Here is a 17,166-nt window from a genome sequence, read left to right on the forward strand (position 1 = left end):
CCACACCAAAAAATGGGGCAGTTAATGCAATCGGGGCTAGCTGGATGAGCCTGCGGGGTTAAGCATTTGCAGAAAATTGCAAAAAGCTATTATGCAATAAATATACGCAGAAACAAGTTTGGATTCAATTTCGGCAGGTCATGTATAAGGATTTTTAAACATAGCAATATCTCCATCTGCAAATAATTTAAGTGTCTGCCTCCGTATACATAAGTAGCTTCTACGCCCTTTGTAGTAGAAAGCTTGTTAACTCATAAAAGCCATAAAAACGTCAAATCTGCACTTCTTCCTTCAAAAATATCTCCCTATTTTTGCCGAAACCTCAATTTTATGCAGTTTAAAAACACAAGGGAATTTGCAAGGTCGCTCGATGCCCAAGACAAATTGATTTCCTATAAAGAAGAATTTATCTTTCCCGTAATCAATGGTAAAAAAGTAATTTACTTTACCGGTAATTCTTTAGGGCTTCAACCAAAGCGTGCTCAAAAATATGTAAATGAAATCATGAACGATTGGGCCGGACTTGCGGTAGAGGGACATTTTAAAGCAGAAAAACCATGGTGGGACTACCATGAGCGCCTAACCAGACCATTGGCAAAGGTGGTGGGGGCATTGCCCGAAGAAGTTACCGTAATGAACACGCTTACGGTAAACCTTCATTTTTTAATGGTATCGTTTTACAGGCCCACTAAAAGGAGGTTTAAAATAATCTGTGAGGAAAAAGCTTTTCCTTCCGATCAATATATGTTGGCCAGCCAGGTGCGGTTTCACGGTTTCGACCCGAAAGAAGCCATTGTGGAAATAAAAAAGAGGGAAGGTGAGAATTTTTGGCGTACCGAAGATGTGTTAAAAACCATAGAAAGTACCGGAGACGAATTGGCTTTGGTATTAATTGGCGGGGTTAATTATTACAACGGACAGGTTTTTGACATGGAAACCATAACCAAGGCCGGGAAAAAAGCCGGAGCCTTCGTTGGATGGGACTTGGCGCATGCTGCCGGAAACATAACTTTGCAATTACACGATTGGGACGTAGATTTTGCCGCATGGTGCAGTTATAAATACATGAATAGTGGCCCGGGGAATGTTTCGGGTATTTTTGTAAATAAAAAATACCACGGAAAAAAAGACATCCCCCGTTTTGAAGGTTGGTGGGGAACCAAAAAAGAAACGCGCTTTTTAATGGAACCCGAATTTGAGCCCATGCCAAATGCCGAAGCATGGCAAGTGAGCAATGCCCCGGTAATTTCGTTTGCTCCATATTTGGCATCATTGACATTGTTTGATGAGGTCGGTATGGAAGCATTAATAGCAAAAAGGGACCTGCTTACCAGCTATTTGGAGTTTGTACTAAAAACCATTGATGATGAAATTGGCATTAACGATGTGTTCGAGATCATAACTCCCCCCGAACGTGGTTGCCAATTGTCCGTATTTCTTCATGGGCAGGGAAAACCACTTTTTGATTATTTAATGGAAAACGGCGTAATAACCGATTGGCGGGAACCCAATGTAATTAGATTGGCACCGGCACCGTTTTATACTTCTTTTGAAGAAATGTACGAGTTTGGACAGATACTTAAAAAAGGAATATTGGAAAATTGATAAAAAAATGCCGACGGGTTTGTTGAAGTTCCAATTTTGAAAAATTTCAACAAACCCAACTCGACACAATGGTGTATAGACTTTCTTTTTTCCTAGGCCATCGGTACTTCCATTAAAAGTACTTTGGCATTGGTGTCAGCGGTAATGGCTATTTCTGAGGCTTCCCGGATGCCCATTCCGTCTCTTTGGTTTAATTTTTCACCATTTATAGTTACATCGCCAGCCAGTACAAATGCGTACAGTCCATTTTTAGCATGGTGCAACTGGTATGTTAGCGATTTTTTTGCCTCCATTTCAGTGATGTTGAACCACGCGTCCTGATTAATGCTAACGCCTTCATCATCCATATCTGGGGAAACTATTTGTTGCAACTTGTTCTTTCTGTCTTTTAGCTGCAAACTTATTTGGTCGTATCGAGGTGTTACATTGCGCTTTTTGGGCATAACCCAGATTTGCAAGAATTTCACCTCTTTATCTTTGTTTCTGTTGTATTCGCTGTGTACAACCCCGGTTCCTGCCGTCATCGATTGGATGTCGCCTTCTTTTATAACCTTTTTGTTTCCCATGCTATCTTCATGTTCTAAATCCCCGGAAAGCGGGATGGAGATAATTTCCATATTGTCGTGGGGGTGTTTTCCAAAGCCCATGCCCGGGGCAACGGTATCGTCGTTTAAAACTCTTAAAACACCAAAATTCATTCGTTGTGGGTCGTAATAGTTTGCAAAACTAAATGTATGGTAACTGTTTAACCAACCGTGGTTGGCATGTCCGCGGGTATTGGATTTGTGTATAATCTTTTTCATGTTTTTTTCTTATTTTTATTAGGTACTTAGACGTATGATGAGGGCTTTTCTTACATTTAAACAGGCTGACGAAAGTACAGAAAGATTGTTGTTAATCTAACCATTTTAATTGGGTATGTATTCTTTACGTTTAATATTTAACAATCAAAAATATTTTTCCGCCGCCTGGGTTTTTGCCTCCCTGAACATTCTTTTTGGTACATGGGCCATATACATTCCGCAGGTAAAGGAAAACCTACAAATAACAGAAGGGCAATTGGGCATTGCATTGTTCTTTTTTGCCTTCGGGACATTGGTATTTATACCTTTTACCTCAATAATTATTAAAAAACTTGGTCTGGGAAAAGCTACCATTGTGGCAATTATTGGCTATGCCATTGCTTTTTTACTGCCATTTATGGCTACTTCATATTTTTTATTGGCCTTTAGCCTATTTATAGTGGGCGCAACATCGGGGTTTACAGATGTAGCAATGAATACACTGGTCTCTGAAATCGAAAGGGAAGATAAAGCTAGTTTTATGTCGGCTTCCCATGGATTTTTTAGCTTGGGCGGTGTTATAGGTGCGGGCGTTGGAAGCTATTTAAAATTATTTATAGAGAGCCCGTTGCTTCATATGTGTTATGTTTCTTTGTTCGTGTTGATATCGAACATAGTGCTGGTTAAAAATTATATACATATAAAAGGAACAAAAAGGAGGGAGGAAGCAATGGATTTTAAGTACTTAAAGCCATTGCTTGGCCTAAGTTTAATTGGGCTTTTAATTATGGGGAGCGAAGGCGCCATTGCAGATTGGAGCGGCCTGTACTTAAAAAATATAACCATGACAAGTTCTATGGTCCTTATTGGACTTGGCTATACCATTTTTTCTGCAACAATGACCACCGGAAGGTTTCTTGGAGATTATATTGCAAGCAAGTTTGGGGCATTAAAAATAATAATTGCCGGTGCTCTTTTGGGGGCAATGGGATATATTTTAATACTTACGGCATACACATTTGTTGCCTTGGCTGGCTTTGGCCTTGTCGGACTGGGATTTTCGGTAATTATTCCAGAGCTGTTCCGGCTTGGTGGAAAAGTAGAAGGTGTAGAAACATCAAAAGGAATTGCTTTTATTGCAGGAACAGGCTATGTTGGGTTTTTAACCGGCCCTGTTTTGCTGGGTTTTTTGGCTGATATTGCTTCTTTAAAACTTAGTTTTATGGCATTGTTGCTTGCTGCCATAATTGTATTTGTTATAGCTTCGATTTTGAGGCGCCAATAAAATATTAATCTTCTGAAGTTTTTACGCTTACATTGGTAAAATAAAGTTTAAAGACACCGTTTTCATTTTGGTGCATCGTTGCTATTTTTAAGCCTTCAATATCTTTGTAGTCTTCCCAGGTCGTTATCATGCAATTGGTTGGGTCGTTGTTTTCCCTGTAGACCCATTCTTTTACCATATTATCTTTGTCTATATAAAAATCATAAGCATCGCCGGGGGTATAACCGCCTTCGGAGCTATAAACAATAGTAACTTTTTGCAAAGAATCCTTGCTAATGGGGGCTTGAGAAAGGATGGGGTCTTTATATTCAATTCCGTCGTCCCAAATTAATTTATAAGGAGCAAGCAACCAATATACATCGTTGATGAAGTTTTTATCGGCGGCCAATTCTTGATCGCTTAAAATCTGACTCCGGTTAAAATCCAGTTCTTCACCGTTTTTTATAAGTGTGATTTCGTTTTTTTTAGGCCTCCATTCCCAACTTCTTTCAAAATGTACGGTGTCCCTATCTACATTAAAAGTAAATTTAATTTCATCTACTTTGTTCCAGTTCTCAAAACCATGGGCATATGCTATTTTTTCAAGCGGATTCAAGTTTTTGTTTGTTTCCTTTTTACAGCTTCCCAAAAGAAGAAATAAAATTATAAGTAGGCTAATGTTTTTCATCTTTCTTTATTTTTTAACTGATTGTCCATAATCAATTACAAGTAATGATTGTGCTCACCCTCATATTAGGCATTATTTTATGGCCAGCAACGGGTAATCAGAATTTTTTATAAAAGTAATTATATTTTAAAAAATGGAGGGTGATTTTTGTTGTAGCGTACTTTTTTATCTGTTAATAGAAGTATTTTTAACGCAAATGAAAATATATTTTAATGAAAATGAATGATTTATAATGCTTTTCTTCCACATAAAACTGCTCAAAATAAAAAGCCTCCCAATTTAAAATCGAGAGGCTTTTCCCTAAACTAATACCTACTACTATGTAATGATTACTTTATATACGAAGGAAAATTACTTTTGGATTTCGAAAATGTAATTTTTTTTAAATTTTATGGCCTTCTTCCAGTAGCAAGCCGATAAAGTATACCAATAATGGCCAAAACCAACAGGATATGGATTAAACTTCCAACAGCTTCACCAAATCCAAAATAGCCAACTAGCCATCCTATTATTAGAATTACAACGATAAGCCAAATTATATCTCTCATAATATTAAATTTTTTGGTCTTCCGGTAATTATAAATCCAGAAGATAGTTAATATTATTAAGGTAGGAATAAGTATCTAAAAATGTAGGAGATTTAACAGTATTTAACTTGTAATCACCTATATATCAATATTAAAAATAAAAACCCTTGCTGTTTTGGCAAGGGTTCATTGAAATATATATAGACGCTTGGAGCGGTATTTTTTTATCGTATTTGTTATATATACGGGGTATATATTAATACGGATTATACGGCTTTGTTAAAAAAACATTAAAGTTAATGTAAGCTAGATTTTCCCTAAGCAAAATAGCCTTTATGAACCTGAAAAAAGCCACCTTTTTGGTGGCCTTTTAAATTATTACGCTTCCGGGGTTAACTTGTTAACGCGTTCTTGATATTCATTAATTGCTTCCCTTACCATATCTACATTGTCAGAGGCCCTTTGGTGGGCATCTTCCATTACTTTTTCTAATTTGGCATCGGGATGCTGAAAAAGATCGGTAATTACATGATTGATTTTGTCAATACTGCTTTCTTGAGTATTCTTGATATCTTCTAATTTAGAAAGGATCTTCCTCATTCTATCCAATTTGTTTTCGCTCATAATGTTATATTTTATTTTTCATATAATATACAAAATTTTCCTAATATGTTTACTTTCAATTTGTTTCATATATGGGCGTACTTACTTTTTTAATAAAATCATGGATTGGTTTAAAGGAAAACGAAGTTGGTTTTTAAAACAAAAAATGGCTAAAGAATACTAAAACGGTACTATTGCTCAATAAATGCAAGAAATTGTTAACTTTGTGATGCATCCCGCATAAGCGGGACTTTTTATATTTTATCTTCTCATGCAAACGCCAAAAAAAATCGCTATAACGGGCAGCGGGCTCGTAGGAAGTTTATTAGCTATTTACCTAAAAAAAAGAGGCCATCAGGTGGACGTCTATGATAGGCGGCAGGATATCCGCACCATGAATTTTTCGGGAAGGTCTATAAACCTGGCAATGTCCAAACGCGGCTGGAAGGCTTTAGAAATAATCGGGATGGACAAGCCAATAAGGGAAATAGCAACTCCAATGGACAAACGCGCCATTCATGTACCGGGCAAACCAGCGTATTTTCAATATTACGGAAAAGAAGGCGAGGCCATTTATTCTATTTCAAGGGGGATACTTAATAAAAAAATGATCGATTTGGCCGAGACCGAAGGGGTAAATTTTATTTTTAACTCAAAAGTTTGGGATGTTTCCCTGCCCGAAGCCATTATTTATACCGGGGATAACGAAAAAGAAGAATGGACACCGCACCCGTACGATTTGGTGTTTGGTGCAGATGGAGCCTTTTCAAGGATTAGGCATAAGATGCAACGGCGGAGCTTGTTTAATTATAGCCAGCATTTTCTTGATACCGGCTATAAAGAATTAAGTATACCGGCCAATAAAGATGGGTCGCATAAGCTTAACAAAAATTCGTTGCACATATGGCCAAGGGGAAACTTCATGCTCATTGCACTGCCAAACCTCGACGGAAGCTTCACCTGCACGTTGTTTATGCCTTACGAAGGCGTAAATTCTTTTAAAAACCTGGATTCCGAACCAAAGGTCGAGAAATTCTTTAGCAAACATTTTGAAGATGTAAAAGACGATATACCTTATTTAATACGTGACTTTTTTAAAAACCCAACAAGTTCTTTGGTTACCATAAAATGTTTTCCGTGGATATACGAAGATAAAGTGGCACTTATAGGAGATGCGGCACATGCTATAGTCCCTTTTTATGGACAGGGAATGAACGCAGGCTTTGAGGATATTACCATATTGAACGATTTAATGGAACAACATGCCGACGATTGGCAGACCATTTTTTCTGAATACCAACAGGCACGAAAACCAAATGCCGATGCGATTGCCGAATTGAGCTACAGAAATTTTATGGAAATGAGCTCTAAAACAGCCGATGAGCGTTTTTTGCTTCGGAAAAAAATAGAGAAACACTTTTCTGAAAAATATCCCGGTAAGTGGATTCCCCTATATAGCAGGGTTACATTTTCTGAAAACTCATATGCCGAAGCACTCCAGGTCGGAGATTTTCAAAAGAAAATTATGGATGAGGTGATGCAGATCGACAATATTGAAGAAACATGGAATAGTGAAAAAGTAGAAAATCTCATCCTGACAAAGCTAAGCAATGAACAAGATTGATTATAACGGAAAAAGCTTTAAAGCGGTCTCGAATACCGGAAATGGAGAAACTTCAAATGAAACAATTTTTACGTATGTCCAGCAAGGCAATATCTTAACAGCTTCTTACGCAGGAGGAAATATTGTATCGGGACATTTAATTGGTATGGTAAATGAAAATGGAGAAATAGATATGCGCTACCACCAAATAAACAACAAGGGTATTTTACAAACCGGAACCTGCAACTCCGAACCCGAAATATTGAAGGACGGAAGAATTAGGCTACATGAAAAGTGGAAATGGACTTCAGGCGATGAATCATCGGGAATATCTATTATTGAAGAAATAATATAAGGTTATAAGAGTTAAAAACACACTAAAAAATAACTATCACTTCGTTATTTTCCATAACTTTATAAATAACCCAAAATGAAAAATATAAGTATTCTATGGAAATTCTCGTTATAGGTGCCACTGGAAGGACAGGACGCCATATAGTTCGAATGGCACTCAACGAAGGACACCGTGTAACAGCTTTTGTAAGGTCTCCAGAAAAACTGGATCGGCCACAAACCGGGGTCAAGGTTGTGCAAGGAGACGCACTGGACGCAACTGCTGTACACAACCTTATTAACAATAATAATTTTGACAGTGTGGTAATTGCTATTGGTGCCGATACCCTAAAATGCTCGAATGTACGGGGAGACAGTACAAAAAACGTGATAACGGCCCTTGAAAACAGAAATGCCCCAACTCGATTGTGGATAGTGAGCTCCGTAGGGACCAATGAAAGCATGGACCAGTTGGGCTTTTTTAGCAAGGCCTTTGTAAAAACTATTCTAAAAGGACATATAGCAGACCATACCAATCAAGAAAATTACTTAAAAGAGAGCTCCTTGCCATATACTATTGTGCGGCCAACGGGATTAAAGGATGAAAGTTCTAATGGAGGTTATATTGTTCTAGAAAAAGGAAGGTTGCCAACCGACAGGGTTTCAAGACAAGATGTAGCCCATTTCATTATAAAAAACATCGATAATGAGGCTTATTTAGGAAAGGCAGTTACCTTAACCTCTGCAAAAAAAGATTAAGTTTTTATTGATACCCAGCTGCTTGTAATGAAAATAGCTCGGCATACAAATTTTTATTCTTCATTAATGTCTCATGCGTTCCTATTTCAAGGATTTTTCCATCTTTTAATACCAGAATCCTATCGGCCATTCTTACGGTACTAAACCTGTGTGAAATTATAATGCTTGTTTTTCCTTTGGTAAGTCCCATAAATCTTTCAAAAACCTCAAATTCGGCTTTTGCGTCCAGGGCAGATGTCGGTTCGTCCAGAATAAGAATAGCTGCATCTTTCATATAGGCTCTTGCCAGTGCAATTTTTTGCCATTGCCCACCCGAAAGTTCCTGCCCTTTATTAAAGCGTTTTCCCAATTGTTGTTTATAGCCTTTGTCCAGTTCTTTTACCACTTCGGATGCCAAGCTTAGTTCTGCCGCATTTTCAATACGACCCATGTTTTCTATTTCGTCTATTTTGCCAACGGCAATGTTTTCCTGAACGGTAAACTCGTACCTGAAAAAATCCTGAAAGATTACACCGAACATTTTTTGATATTTGTCTTTGTTGAACTTTCTAATGTCGGTCCCATCGAGGTATATGGTTCCCGAAGTAGGCTCGTAGAATCTTAAAATAAGTTTTATCAAGGTGGTTTTTCCAGCACCATTTTGTCCAACAAAAGCCATTTTTTCACCGGATTTCAATGTAAACGAAACCCCAGAAAGCACCCTTTCGTTACTGCCCGGATAGCTAAAGGCAACATTGTCTATAAAAAAACCTTCGGTAATTTCACTTGGGATCGGAACTTCTTTTGAATGATCTTTTTCAACATCCAAATCAATAAAATCAAAATAATCCTTTAAATACAATGCGCTTTGGGCTATGTTTGTAAAGCGCGAAAAAAAGCCTTGCAAGTTGTTCCTTAACCTGTTGAAAGAGCCGCTTAAAAACGTAAGTTCCCCAATGGTGATTACGCCCGTAAGTACGCGGTAAATAATTAAAATATAGGCGGCGTAATACGACAGGACTCCCAATAAATTAAAAACGGCGCCATAAGTACTTCTTTTTATTGCCAGTTTTTTGTTGAGTTGGTAGTATTCATCAGAGAGTGCCTTAAAACGGTCGGCAATATAATTGGTAAGCCCAAAAAGCTTGATTTCTTTCGCGGTTTTATCATTTGCCCCTACAAAACGTAGATAATCCAGTTCCCGGCGTTCGGAAGTCCAGCTTCTGGCCAGGGAATAGCTTTGAGAGCTAAATTTTATTTCATTTATAAATGAAGGGATGATACTTAAAATCAAGATTAAGATAAGGACAGGTTCAAAATAGATAAGCCCTGCAATAAGGGACACCATGCTGATAACGCTTTGTACTTGGCTAAGTATGTTCGACATTAAATTAACACGGCTGGTTGTTTGTGTACGGGCCCGCTCCAGTTTGTCGTAAAAATCGGGGTCCTCCAACTGGTCAATCCCTATTTCGTTGGTCTTTTTTATAATGCTTACCGATGATTTGTTGGCGTATAAATCTCCGAGAAGGCTGTCGGTAAGGGTGATTAAGCGACTGATAAGGTCTGAAATTAAAGCTAGGGAAAGTTCTAAGGCCACGTATTTCCATAAAAGTGAAAAATCTTTTCCAGAAGCATTTATTTGCGTAATGATTTCATCAATAATTAATTTTCCAACCCATAATAATGCTATGGGTGCAAACGCATTTATGAGCCTGGCCAATGTATTGATGAGGTACATGGTTTTGTGGGTTTTCCATATTTCTGATGAAAAACGGGGAATGTACTTAAAAGCGGCAAAAGAATCTTTAACAGATGTTTTTTCTTTCTTTTGGTCTTTTATGGATGCTAGTTTTCTTGGCAAAGCAATAAGTTGTATGAAAGGAAGATAAAAATAACGAAAAAGCCCCGCAATTATGCGGGGCCGTGATAAATATTTTGTTTAAAACATTAAACGGAAGCAAATATATCTTCCATTTTTTGTTTTTCTTCTTCTGCTAAAGTAGGGTCTACAAGAATTCTACCGCTATGCTCATCGGTAATAATTTTTTTACGAGAGGCTATTTCCATTTGCACCTGTGGTGGAATGGTAAAGAAAGACCCTCCAGAGGCACCACGCTCAATGGCAACTACGGCCAAGCCGTTTTTAACGCTGCTTCTTATTCTTTTGTAGGCTCCAAGCAATCTTTCCTCGATAAGCTCTTCATGCTCAATGCTCATGTTCATGAGGGCTTTCTCTTCTTTTTCAGTTTCTTTTAAAATGTCGTCAAGCTCTCCTTTTTTGTGCTTTAGGTGATTTTCCCTTTCGCTTAAACGCTCTTTTGTTTGAGAAATAACCTCTTTCTTTTGCTCAATCTGGACCTTGAATTCTTTTATATGTTTTTCGGCCAGTTCGATTTCTAATTCCTGAAATTCAATTTCTTTGGAAAGCGAATTGAATTCCCTGTTGTTTCGAACGTTTTTTTGTTGCTCGGTGTATTTTTTGATAGAGACTTTTGCTTCTTCAATGAGGTTCTTTTTGTTAGAAATCTCATGGGTTATTTCTTCAAGGTTCCCGTTGAGTTTCTCCAAACGTGTTTTTAAACCTTCAACTTCATCTTCAAGATCTTCTACCTCCAAAGGTAATTCCCCACGAACATTTCTAATCTCATCGATACGTGAATCGATAAGTTGCAAATCGTATAAGGTTCTTAATTTTTCTTCTACTGTTGCTTCTGTTTTCTTTGCCATATTTCTTTATAAATACTTGACGGGATTTGTATTACAAACTGATAAAACGACTGCAAAATTAGTGAATTTTTTTGTAAGATACTCAACTAAAAGATTTTTTGTGAACTGTTCTGTTTCATAGTGGCCTATATCTGCTATAATCATCTTGTTTTCAGCTTTATAAAAGTCGTGATATTTCACATCGCCGGTAATATAGATGTCTGCTCCGGAAGCAATGGCGCTGGAAATGCCAAATGCACCGCTGCCGCCCAGTACCGCTACTTTTTTTATTTTTTTATCAATTAGTTTAGAATGTCTTATGCATTCGGTTTGCATGTGTTCTTTTACGAATTTAAGAAAATCTGCCGGATTTTGAGGGGTTTCCAGCTCTCCGATCATGCCAATACCGATATGCTGATTGGAGTTTTCCAGCGTTGTTATTTCAAAGGCAACCTCTTCATATGGATGGTTATTGAACAAGGCCTTTAATATTTTAGCCTCTGCATGTTTGGGAAAGGTAATTCCAATTTGCGTTTCTTCTTCGTAATGTGTTTTTCCTTTTTCACCAACAACTGGGCTGGAATTTTCATTTCCTTTAAAGCTGCCTTTTCCTTCAACGTTAAAACTGCAGTGGTCATAATTACCAATAGAACCGCCTCCGGCATCAAACAAGGCTTCCCTTACTTTGTTGGCTTCTTTGATAGGCACAAAAGTATGTAGCTTTTTTATGGTATGTTTTTGGGGGATGAGCACTTGTTTGTTCTTGAGTCCCAAAACCTCGCATATTTTGGCATTTACACCCACAAAGCTATTGTCTAGGGCGGTATGTATGGCGTAAATGGCAATGTCGTTTTTTATTGCTTTATGCACGACGCGCTCGACATAATTTTTTCCTGTAATTTTTTTAAGTCCGCTAAAAATAATCGGGTGAAAACTTACAATAAGGTTGCAGTTTTTTTCAATAGCTTCGTCTATAACTTCCTCCAACGTATCCAAGCAAACTAGCACACCGCTTGCTTCGTTGTTTTTATCGCCTACAAGCAGGCCTACATTGTCAAAATCTTCGGCATATGTCAAGGGCGCTAGTTCTTCTATTCCATTTATTACTTCCTGAATAAGCATACGATCATTTTTTTTCAAAGATAAAATATTCTAATTTCGCTTTTATGCGAAGTTGGAGAAAATTACTTTTACCACTTTCCTGGATCTACGGAATAGTGATTTATGTAAGAAACTGCTTATTTGATGCTCAGGTGCTCAAATCGGTAAGTTATGAATTCCCGTTAATCTGTATCGGAAACCTAAGTGTTGGCGGAACTGGAAAAACGCCCATGACAGAATACGTTGTCACGTTTTTAAAGGAAAAATATAAGGTTGCGATTTTGAGCAGGGGTTATAAAAGAGCCACAAAAGGTTTTGTTTTGGCCGCTAAAAATGTAAGTGTGCGGGATATAGGGGACGAGCCTTTTCAGTATTATCATAAGCTAAAAGGAGTTACCGTTGCGGTTGATGAAGACAGAAGGCACGGGATACGGAAATTGGAGGCTGAAAATGTTGAAGTAATTGTTTTGGACGATGCTTTTCAGCACAGAAAGGTAAAAGCGGGGCTTAATATTTTGCTAAGCACGTATTCCGAACTGTATACCGATGATTTTTTATTGCCGGCAGGGAACCTTAGGGACTTAAAATCGCAGGCCAAAAGGGCCGACGTTGTTGTCGTGACAAAATGCCCAGAGGAATTGAATGTAGAAAGCCGGAAAGAAATTGTAAAAAAATTGAAGATTGCCCCGCACCAAGAGGTGTATTTTTCTAGAATAGCTTATAGTGATACGGTAAGGAACACCGCTGAAGCCATTGGCCTCGATGAACTTAATGACAAAGAAATTACACTGGTTACCGGAATTGCTCATCCAAGGCCCTTGTTGGAATATTTAAAGAATGAAAAAATTCACTTTAAGCATCAAGTATATGCCGATCACCATAATTTTACAACGTCGGAAATTGAATCTTTAAAGAAGAAGCCTTTTGTCCTTACCACCGAAAAAGATTTTGTAAGGCTTGAGCCGTATCTGGAAAATTTATATTATTTGCCCATTACCACGGCTTTTTTAGCAGATGAGAAGAATTTTCAGGCCCGGATATTGAATTTTACTACTAATAATTCCTAAGCATGGCTTCCGGTCCTCAGGATAGAAGCACCAATTATTTTATAAAAAGAATCGGGTTTAAATGGCTTGGTGATAATGTCGTTGCATCCCGAGCTAAAGAAATCGTCTGTACTTTCGTCCAGGGTTAGGGCCGTTAAAGCAATAATAGGGATGGTTTTGTTGAACTTCCGGATTTCCTCGGTAGCTTTCAGGCCGCTTATTCCTGGCATATGGATATCCATTAAAATTAAATCGTAATTATTTTCTTTGGCAAGTTTAATGGCTTCGTAGCCATTATCGGCCACATCGGACGATATTCCTTTTTTGGCAAGCATTTTTTTGGTAATGACCTGATTTATTTTATTGTCTTCTACCACCAGTAAATGCAAGTTGCTTAGGGAAGCTTCTTCGAGTTCTTCTGTTTTTTCCTCCTCTATTTCTGAAGGGTCTGGGGCCTGGAATTCCAAATCGAAATAAAAAGAGCTTCCCATGCCCAGCTCACTTTTCACATAAATATCGCTGTCAAACAGGCTTAAAAGGCTTTTTACAATGGTAAGCCCCAGTCCTGTACCGCCATATTGCCTGTTGATTTGTATGGAGCCTTGAGAGAAACTTTCAAAGATATTTTTTTGCATTTCCTCAGAAATCCCAATGCCATCGTCATTAACTTCAAAATGAATTTTATAATGGTCATCACTGGCACTGATGAGTTTTGTAAGTAAAATTACTTTGCCGTTTTCGGTAAATTTCAGGGCATTCCCAACAAGGTTAATTAAAATCTGGGAAAGCTTTAGTGGGTCGCCTATAAGTTTTATAGGCGTGTTTTTGTCCATATCAAGGATAATGGAATTTTTATTTTCTTTTGCGGTTTGGCTTAAAGAAAACGTTACGTCTTCCAGTGTTTTATGCAGGTCGAACAAAGTACGTTCTGCGGTTAATTTGTTGGCATCTATTTTATTTATCTGAAGGATGTCATTGATAAAATCTAAAAGGTATTCCCCAGAAAATTTCAGCGATTTTAAATGTTCTTTTTGGCTATCCTTGGGGTCTTCTTCCAATAATAAATGTGTGAGCCCGGTTACGGCATAAAGCGGGGTCCTTAATTCGTGGCTTACCGTAGATAGAAACTGTCCTTTGGCTTTCATGGCCCTTTCGGCTTCTTCTTTGGCTATTTGCAGTTCCTTGTTCTTTTTTAAGAGTAAATCGTTTGTTTTAAATTTTATCTGGTTATTCCTGTACAGTGAAATAGTTAACAGCGAAATAATAATAAGCAACGCCGAACTAAGCACTGAAGTTAATTTAGAGATATTTACTTTTTGTTGCTGTTCCAGCTCGTCCTGGCTCATCCTTGCAATAACATTGTTTAAAAACTTGGCTTCATTGGCATAGGCGGCTTCGTTTTGTTTTCTTATAATTTCGGGATTGAAATATTTTTGGAGGATGCTATCTGCCTTTTTGTAATATAAAAGTGCGGCATAATAATCTTCTTTGGCATTGGCTATTTCATATCTTAAAGTATTTGTGCCGTATAAAATACGTGGGAACTTATGTCGGGCGGCAACCCTTAATACATTGTCAAGTAGTATGTTAGCGCTTTCATAATTGTTTTCTTTGGCATAAATCCGGGCCAGGACAAGTTGTGAAGAGGCAAGCAGATATTCTTTTTCATATTTATGATCCGGAGGGATCATTTTTTGTAATATCACTTTGGCCTTATCGTAATCTTTCAGCTCAAAATATATTAGCGCTTGGTTGAACAAAACAAGATTTAGAACACTTTTGTCGTTGTAATCTATGGTTTTTAAGGCTTCGTCTATGCGCTTATAGGCGTCCTCCCTTTTGTTTTTTTTGGCTTGTATATACCCTTCAAGAATAGCTGTTAATGCCCTTCCGTTGTTGTATTTGTATAAATTTAAAACTTCCCGTGCTTCTTTTAGGTAAATCTCGGAATTTATAGGTTTGTTGTATTGAATGTTTAAGCGGGCGTACAAGTTGTAAAAATCAATAATAGCTTCTGCATCATCAATGCTGGCGGCAATTTGTAGCCCTTTTTCAATTTCTAATAAGGATTTTTCGAAACTGCCTTCATTTTTATATTCATAGACACGTTGGGTAATGCTTTCAATGCTATCATTTAAGGCAGTACTTTCTTGTGCTCCTATAGGAATAGGAGACAGGTATAATAAGATTATTAGGACAAAAAAGCGCATAATTATACTAATGCTAAGCAGTAAATATAATTATTTCTATTTAATAAGATGAATTAAATCGACAATACGACTACTATAACCGAATTCGTTATCGTACCAACCAATAATTTTTACCATTTTTCCTATAACCGAAGTCATTTGCGCATCAAAAGTACAGGAATACGGAGTATTGATGATGTCTACAGAAACAATGGGGTCTTCGGTATAAGAAAGGATGTTTTTCAGGTTCCCTTCAGAAGCTTTTCTAAACGCCTGATTTACCGCTTCAATAGAAGTTTCCTTGGTAACGTTAAAAGTAATATCGGTTAAAGACCCATCTGGCACAGGAACCCTTATTCCACAACCTCCAATAACTTTGCTGAGCTCGGGAAAAATGCCGGTAAGTGCTTTTGCTGCTCCTGTTGTGGTTGGTACAATAGACTGCCCCGCAGCCCTTGCCCTTCTAAGGTCCCTGTGTGGTTGGTCGTGCAAACTTTGGTCGCTTGTATAAGAATGTACGGTGGTTATATAAGCTTGCTCGATACCGCAAAGGTCTTTTATTACCTTTATCATGGGTGCTGCATTGTTGGTTGTGCAGGAAGCATTGGAAATAATGGTTTCACTACCGTCCAGTATATGTTCGTTTACGCCCAAGACAACCATTTTAATGCTTTCGTCTAAAGGCGGTACCGTCAAAATCACCTTTTTTGCTCCTCCAATAAGATGGTGCTGCAAGAAGGCTTCTGTTTTATACTTGCCGGTCGCTTCCACCACAATATCGACGTTAAAGTTTTTCCAATCTAATTTTTCAATCGAACTGCAATTCAGCAGGGGAAAGGAAACGCCGTTAACTATTATGTGGTCCTTGTCATGGCCTACGGATTTTTTCAATACCCCATGAATACTGTCGTATTTTAATAGATGACTTAATGTTATGGTATCGGCAAGATCGTTTATGGCAACAACCTCTATGTTTGGTTGTTCTATAAGTAACCTGAAAACGGTGCGTCCTATTCTTCCGAAGCCATTAATGGCAACTCTTGTTTTTTTCAATGCAGTAACTAAATTGATTATGTTAAGTTAACAGGGGCTATTTTTTATTTAATATGTTTATGTGCTTTATAAGAAGACCTTACCAAAGCACCACTCTCTACGTGCCTAAACCCAAGGTCCAGACCAATTTCTTCGTATTTTTTAAATTGATCGGGAGTGATGAATTGTTTTACTGGTAAATGTTTTTTTGAAGGTTGAAGGTATTGTCCAATGGTAACTACATCTACATTGGCGTTCCTGAGGTCGTGAAGCGTTTCTATAACTTCTTCTTCCTGTTCTCCAAGGCCGAGCATAATACCCGATTTGGTCCTGTTGATGCCTTGGGTTTTTAAATATTTTAAAACTTCCAGGCTACGGTCGTATTTTGCTTGAATGCGTACTTCGCGGGTCAACCTTCTTACGGTTTCCATATTGTGGGATACCACTTCGGGGGAAACATCAACGATACGGTCTATGTTACGTTCTTCGCCCTGAAAATCTGGAATCAACGTTTCCAGCGTCGTGTTTGGGTTCATCCTTCTGATGGCCTTTACGGTTTCGGCCCAGATGATGGAGCCCATATCTTTTAAGTCGTCCCTGTCTACCGAGGTAATAACAGCATGTTTAATGCTCATTATTTTTATGGAACGGGCTACTTTTTCAGGTTCTTCCCAATCTATTGTTTCTGGCCTTCCGGTTTTAACACCGCAAAATCCACAAGAGCGGGTGCATACATTCCCCAATATCATGAATGTAGCAGTCCCTTCCCCCCAGCATTCGCCCATGTTAGGGCAACTTCCCGAGGTGCAGATCGTGTGGAGGTTGTATTTGTCTACCAAGCCCCTTAGTTCTGTATATTTTTTTCCGGTCGGTAGCTTTACCCGTAACCATTTGGGTTTTCCTTTTTTTGGTGGGGCAATGCTACTTGCAGTATCTATGCTCATAT

The 17,166-nt window shown here is 38.1% G+C and carries 16 protein-coding genes; 6 read left to right on the forward strand and 10 right to left on the reverse strand.

Annotated features, from left to right (window positions below; translation table 11 throughout):
* Window positions 1–330 precede the first annotated feature (330 nt).
* Window positions 331–1,605: a kynureninase gene (kynU, locus tag PSF86_RS00250; protein WP_277898053.1), complete on the forward strand. Its 1,275-nt coding sequence runs from the start codon at window positions 331–333 to the stop codon at window positions 1,603–1,605.
* A gap of 92 nt (window positions 1,606–1,697) precedes the next feature.
* On the opposite strand, the gene PSF86_RS00255 is transcribed toward kynU, so the two are convergent.
* The gene (locus PSF86_RS00255; protein WP_277898054.1) at window positions 1,698–2,408 is read right to left on the reverse strand and encodes a pirin family protein; all 711 of its coding nucleotides are present in this window, start codon (window positions 2,406–2,408) and stop codon (window positions 1,698–1,700) included.
* A 115-nt stretch (window positions 2,409–2,523) separates the two neighbouring features.
* On the opposite strand from PSF86_RS00255, the gene PSF86_RS00260 reads away from it, so the two are divergent.
* Complete coding sequence (locus PSF86_RS00260; protein ID WP_277898055.1) at window positions 2,524–3,672, forward strand: MFS transporter; 1,149 nt, start codon at window positions 2,524–2,526, stop codon at window positions 3,670–3,672.
* Between the two features lie 4 nt (window positions 3,673–3,676).
* On the opposite strand, the gene PSF86_RS00265 is transcribed toward PSF86_RS00260, so the two are convergent.
* The 3 genes from PSF86_RS00265 to PSF86_RS00275 all read right to left on the reverse strand — a co-directional run bounded on the left by PSF86_RS00265 (window position 3,677) and on the right by PSF86_RS00275 (window position 5,490).
* Window positions 3,677–4,339, reverse strand: coding sequence for a hypothetical protein (locus PSF86_RS00265; RefSeq protein ID WP_277898056.1), 663 nt, complete (start codon window positions 4,337–4,339; stop codon window positions 3,677–3,679).
* A gap of 389 nt (window positions 4,340–4,728) precedes the next feature.
* The gene (locus PSF86_RS00270; protein WP_008612219.1) at window positions 4,729–4,887 is read right to left on the reverse strand and encodes a lmo0937 family membrane protein; all 159 of its coding nucleotides are present in this window, start codon (window positions 4,885–4,887) and stop codon (window positions 4,729–4,731) included.
* Between the two features lie 357 nt (window positions 4,888–5,244).
* Window positions 5,245–5,490, reverse strand: a complete 246-nt coding sequence (locus PSF86_RS00275; protein ID WP_277898057.1) for a hypothetical protein — start codon at window positions 5,488–5,490, stop codon at window positions 5,245–5,247.
* Window positions 5,491–5,740: 250 nt separating this feature from the next.
* On the opposite strand from PSF86_RS00275, the gene PSF86_RS00280 reads away from it, so the two are divergent.
* The 3 genes from PSF86_RS00280 (at window position 5,741) to PSF86_RS00290 (ending at window position 8,164) form a co-directional block, all read left to right on the forward strand.
* Window positions 5,741–7,093, forward strand: a complete 1,353-nt coding sequence (locus PSF86_RS00280; RefSeq protein WP_277898058.1) for an FAD-dependent oxidoreductase — start codon at window positions 5,741–5,743, stop codon at window positions 7,091–7,093.
* The gene (locus tag PSF86_RS00285) at window positions 7,080–7,427 is read left to right on the forward strand and encodes an avidin-fold protein (RefSeq protein ID WP_277898059.1); all 348 of its coding nucleotides are present in this window, start codon (window positions 7,080–7,082) and stop codon (window positions 7,425–7,427) included. Before PSF86_RS00280 ends, PSF86_RS00285 begins: the two co-directional genes overlap by 14 nt.
* 95 nt (window positions 7,428–7,522) lie before the next feature.
* On the forward strand, window positions 7,523–8,164 hold the full coding sequence (locus tag PSF86_RS00290) for an NAD(P)-dependent oxidoreductase (protein WP_277898060.1): 642 nt from the start codon (window positions 7,523–7,525) through the stop codon (window positions 8,162–8,164).
* Window positions 8,165–8,168: 4 nt separating this feature from the next.
* Here PSF86_RS00290 and PSF86_RS00295 read toward each other — a convergent pair whose 3' ends face one another.
* The 3 genes from PSF86_RS00295 to PSF86_RS00305 form a co-directional block, all read right to left on the reverse strand.
* Entirely contained in the window at window positions 8,169–10,007 is a 1,839-nt protein-coding gene (locus PSF86_RS00295) for an ABC transporter ATP-binding protein (RefSeq protein ID WP_277898061.1), read from the reverse strand.
* Between the two features lie 86 nt (window positions 10,008–10,093).
* Entirely contained in the window at window positions 10,094–10,873 is a 780-nt protein-coding gene (locus PSF86_RS00300; RefSeq protein ID WP_277898062.1) for a zinc ribbon domain-containing protein, read from the reverse strand.
* A gap of 6 nt (window positions 10,874–10,879) precedes the next feature.
* On the reverse strand, window positions 10,880–11,974 hold the full coding sequence (locus PSF86_RS00305) for a Nif3-like dinuclear metal center hexameric protein (RefSeq protein ID WP_277898063.1): 1,095 nt from the start codon (window positions 11,972–11,974) through the stop codon (window positions 10,880–10,882).
* A gap of 44 nt (window positions 11,975–12,018) precedes the next feature.
* Here PSF86_RS00305 and lpxK point away from each other — a divergent pair, with 44 nt between their 5' ends.
* The gene (gene lpxK, locus PSF86_RS00310; protein ID WP_277898064.1) at window positions 12,019–13,020 is read left to right on the forward strand and encodes a tetraacyldisaccharide 4'-kinase; all 1,002 of its coding nucleotides are present in this window, start codon (window positions 12,019–12,021) and stop codon (window positions 13,018–13,020) included.
* Here the strand turns inward: lpxK and PSF86_RS00315 are convergent.
* From PSF86_RS00315 to lipA, 3 genes are read right to left on the reverse strand one after another with little or no spacing between them, the layout of a single operon-like run.
* Complete coding sequence (locus PSF86_RS00315; RefSeq protein WP_277898065.1) at window positions 13,017–15,209, reverse strand: tetratricopeptide repeat-containing hybrid sensor histidine kinase/response regulator; 2,193 nt, start codon at window positions 15,207–15,209, stop codon at window positions 13,017–13,019. The two genes, lpxK and PSF86_RS00315, sit on opposite strands and share 4 nt — an antisense overlap.
* A gap of 36 nt (window positions 15,210–15,245) precedes the next feature.
* Complete coding sequence (gene gap / locus PSF86_RS00320; protein WP_277898066.1) at window positions 15,246–16,241, reverse strand: type I glyceraldehyde-3-phosphate dehydrogenase; 996 nt, start codon at window positions 16,239–16,241, stop codon at window positions 15,246–15,248.
* Between the two features lie 44 nt (window positions 16,242–16,285).
* Entirely contained in the window at window positions 16,286–17,164 is an 879-nt protein-coding gene (lipA, locus tag PSF86_RS00325) for a lipoyl synthase (RefSeq protein ID WP_277898067.1), read from the reverse strand.
* Between the last annotated feature and the right edge of the window lie 2 nt (window positions 17,165–17,166).

Origin of the sequence: Galbibacter pacificus (assembly GCF_029603165.1) — a bacterium.
In the GTDB taxonomy this organism is placed as follows: Bacteria; Bacteroidota; Bacteroidia; order Flavobacteriales; family Flavobacteriaceae; genus Galbibacter; species Galbibacter pacificus.

Coding starts and splice junctions, on each gene's coding strand:
- PSF86_RS00290 (WP_277898060.1), top strand. CDS start 7,523: ATGGAAATTCTCGTTATAGGTGCCACTGGAAGGACAGGACGCCATATA.
- PSF86_RS00285 (WP_277898059.1), top strand. CDS start 7,080: ATGAACAAGATTGATTATAACGGAAAAAGCTTTAAAGCGGTCTCGAAT.
- PSF86_RS00305 (WP_277898063.1), bottom strand. CDS start 11,974: ATGCTTATTCAGGAAGTAATAAATGGAATAGAAGAACTAGCGCCCTTG.
- PSF86_RS00280 (WP_277898058.1), top strand. CDS start 5,741: ATGCAAACGCCAAAAAAAATCGCTATAACGGGCAGCGGGCTCGTAGGA.
- PSF86_RS00275 (WP_277898057.1), bottom strand. CDS start 5,490: ATGAGCGAAAACAAATTGGATAGAATGAGGAAGATCCTTTCTAAATTA.
- PSF86_RS00315 (WP_277898065.1), bottom strand. CDS start 15,209: ATGCGCTTTTTTGTCCTAATAATCTTATTATACCTGTCTCCTATTCCT.
- kynU (WP_277898053.1), top strand. CDS start 331: ATGCAGTTTAAAAACACAAGGGAATTTGCAAGGTCGCTCGATGCCCAA.
- PSF86_RS00265 (WP_277898056.1), bottom strand. CDS start 4,339: ATGAAAAACATTAGCCTACTTATAATTTTATTTCTTCTTTTGGGAAGC.
- PSF86_RS00260 (WP_277898055.1), top strand. CDS start 2,524: ATGTATTCTTTACGTTTAATATTTAACAATCAAAAATATTTTTCCGCC.
- PSF86_RS00300 (WP_277898062.1), bottom strand. CDS start 10,873: ATGGCAAAGAAAACAGAAGCAACAGTAGAAGAAAAATTAAGAACCTTA.
- PSF86_RS00255 (WP_277898054.1), bottom strand. CDS start 2,408: ATGAAAAAGATTATACACAAATCCAATACCCGCGGACATGCCAACCAC.
- lipA (WP_277898067.1), bottom strand. CDS start 17,164: ATGAGCATAGATACTGCAAGTAGCATTGCCCCACCAAAAAAAGGAAAA.
- lpxK (WP_277898064.1), top strand. CDS start 12,019: ATGCGAAGTTGGAGAAAATTACTTTTACCACTTTCCTGGATCTACGGA.
- PSF86_RS00270 (WP_008612219.1), bottom strand. CDS start 4,887: ATGAGAGATATAATTTGGCTTATCGTTGTAATTCTAATAATAGGATGG.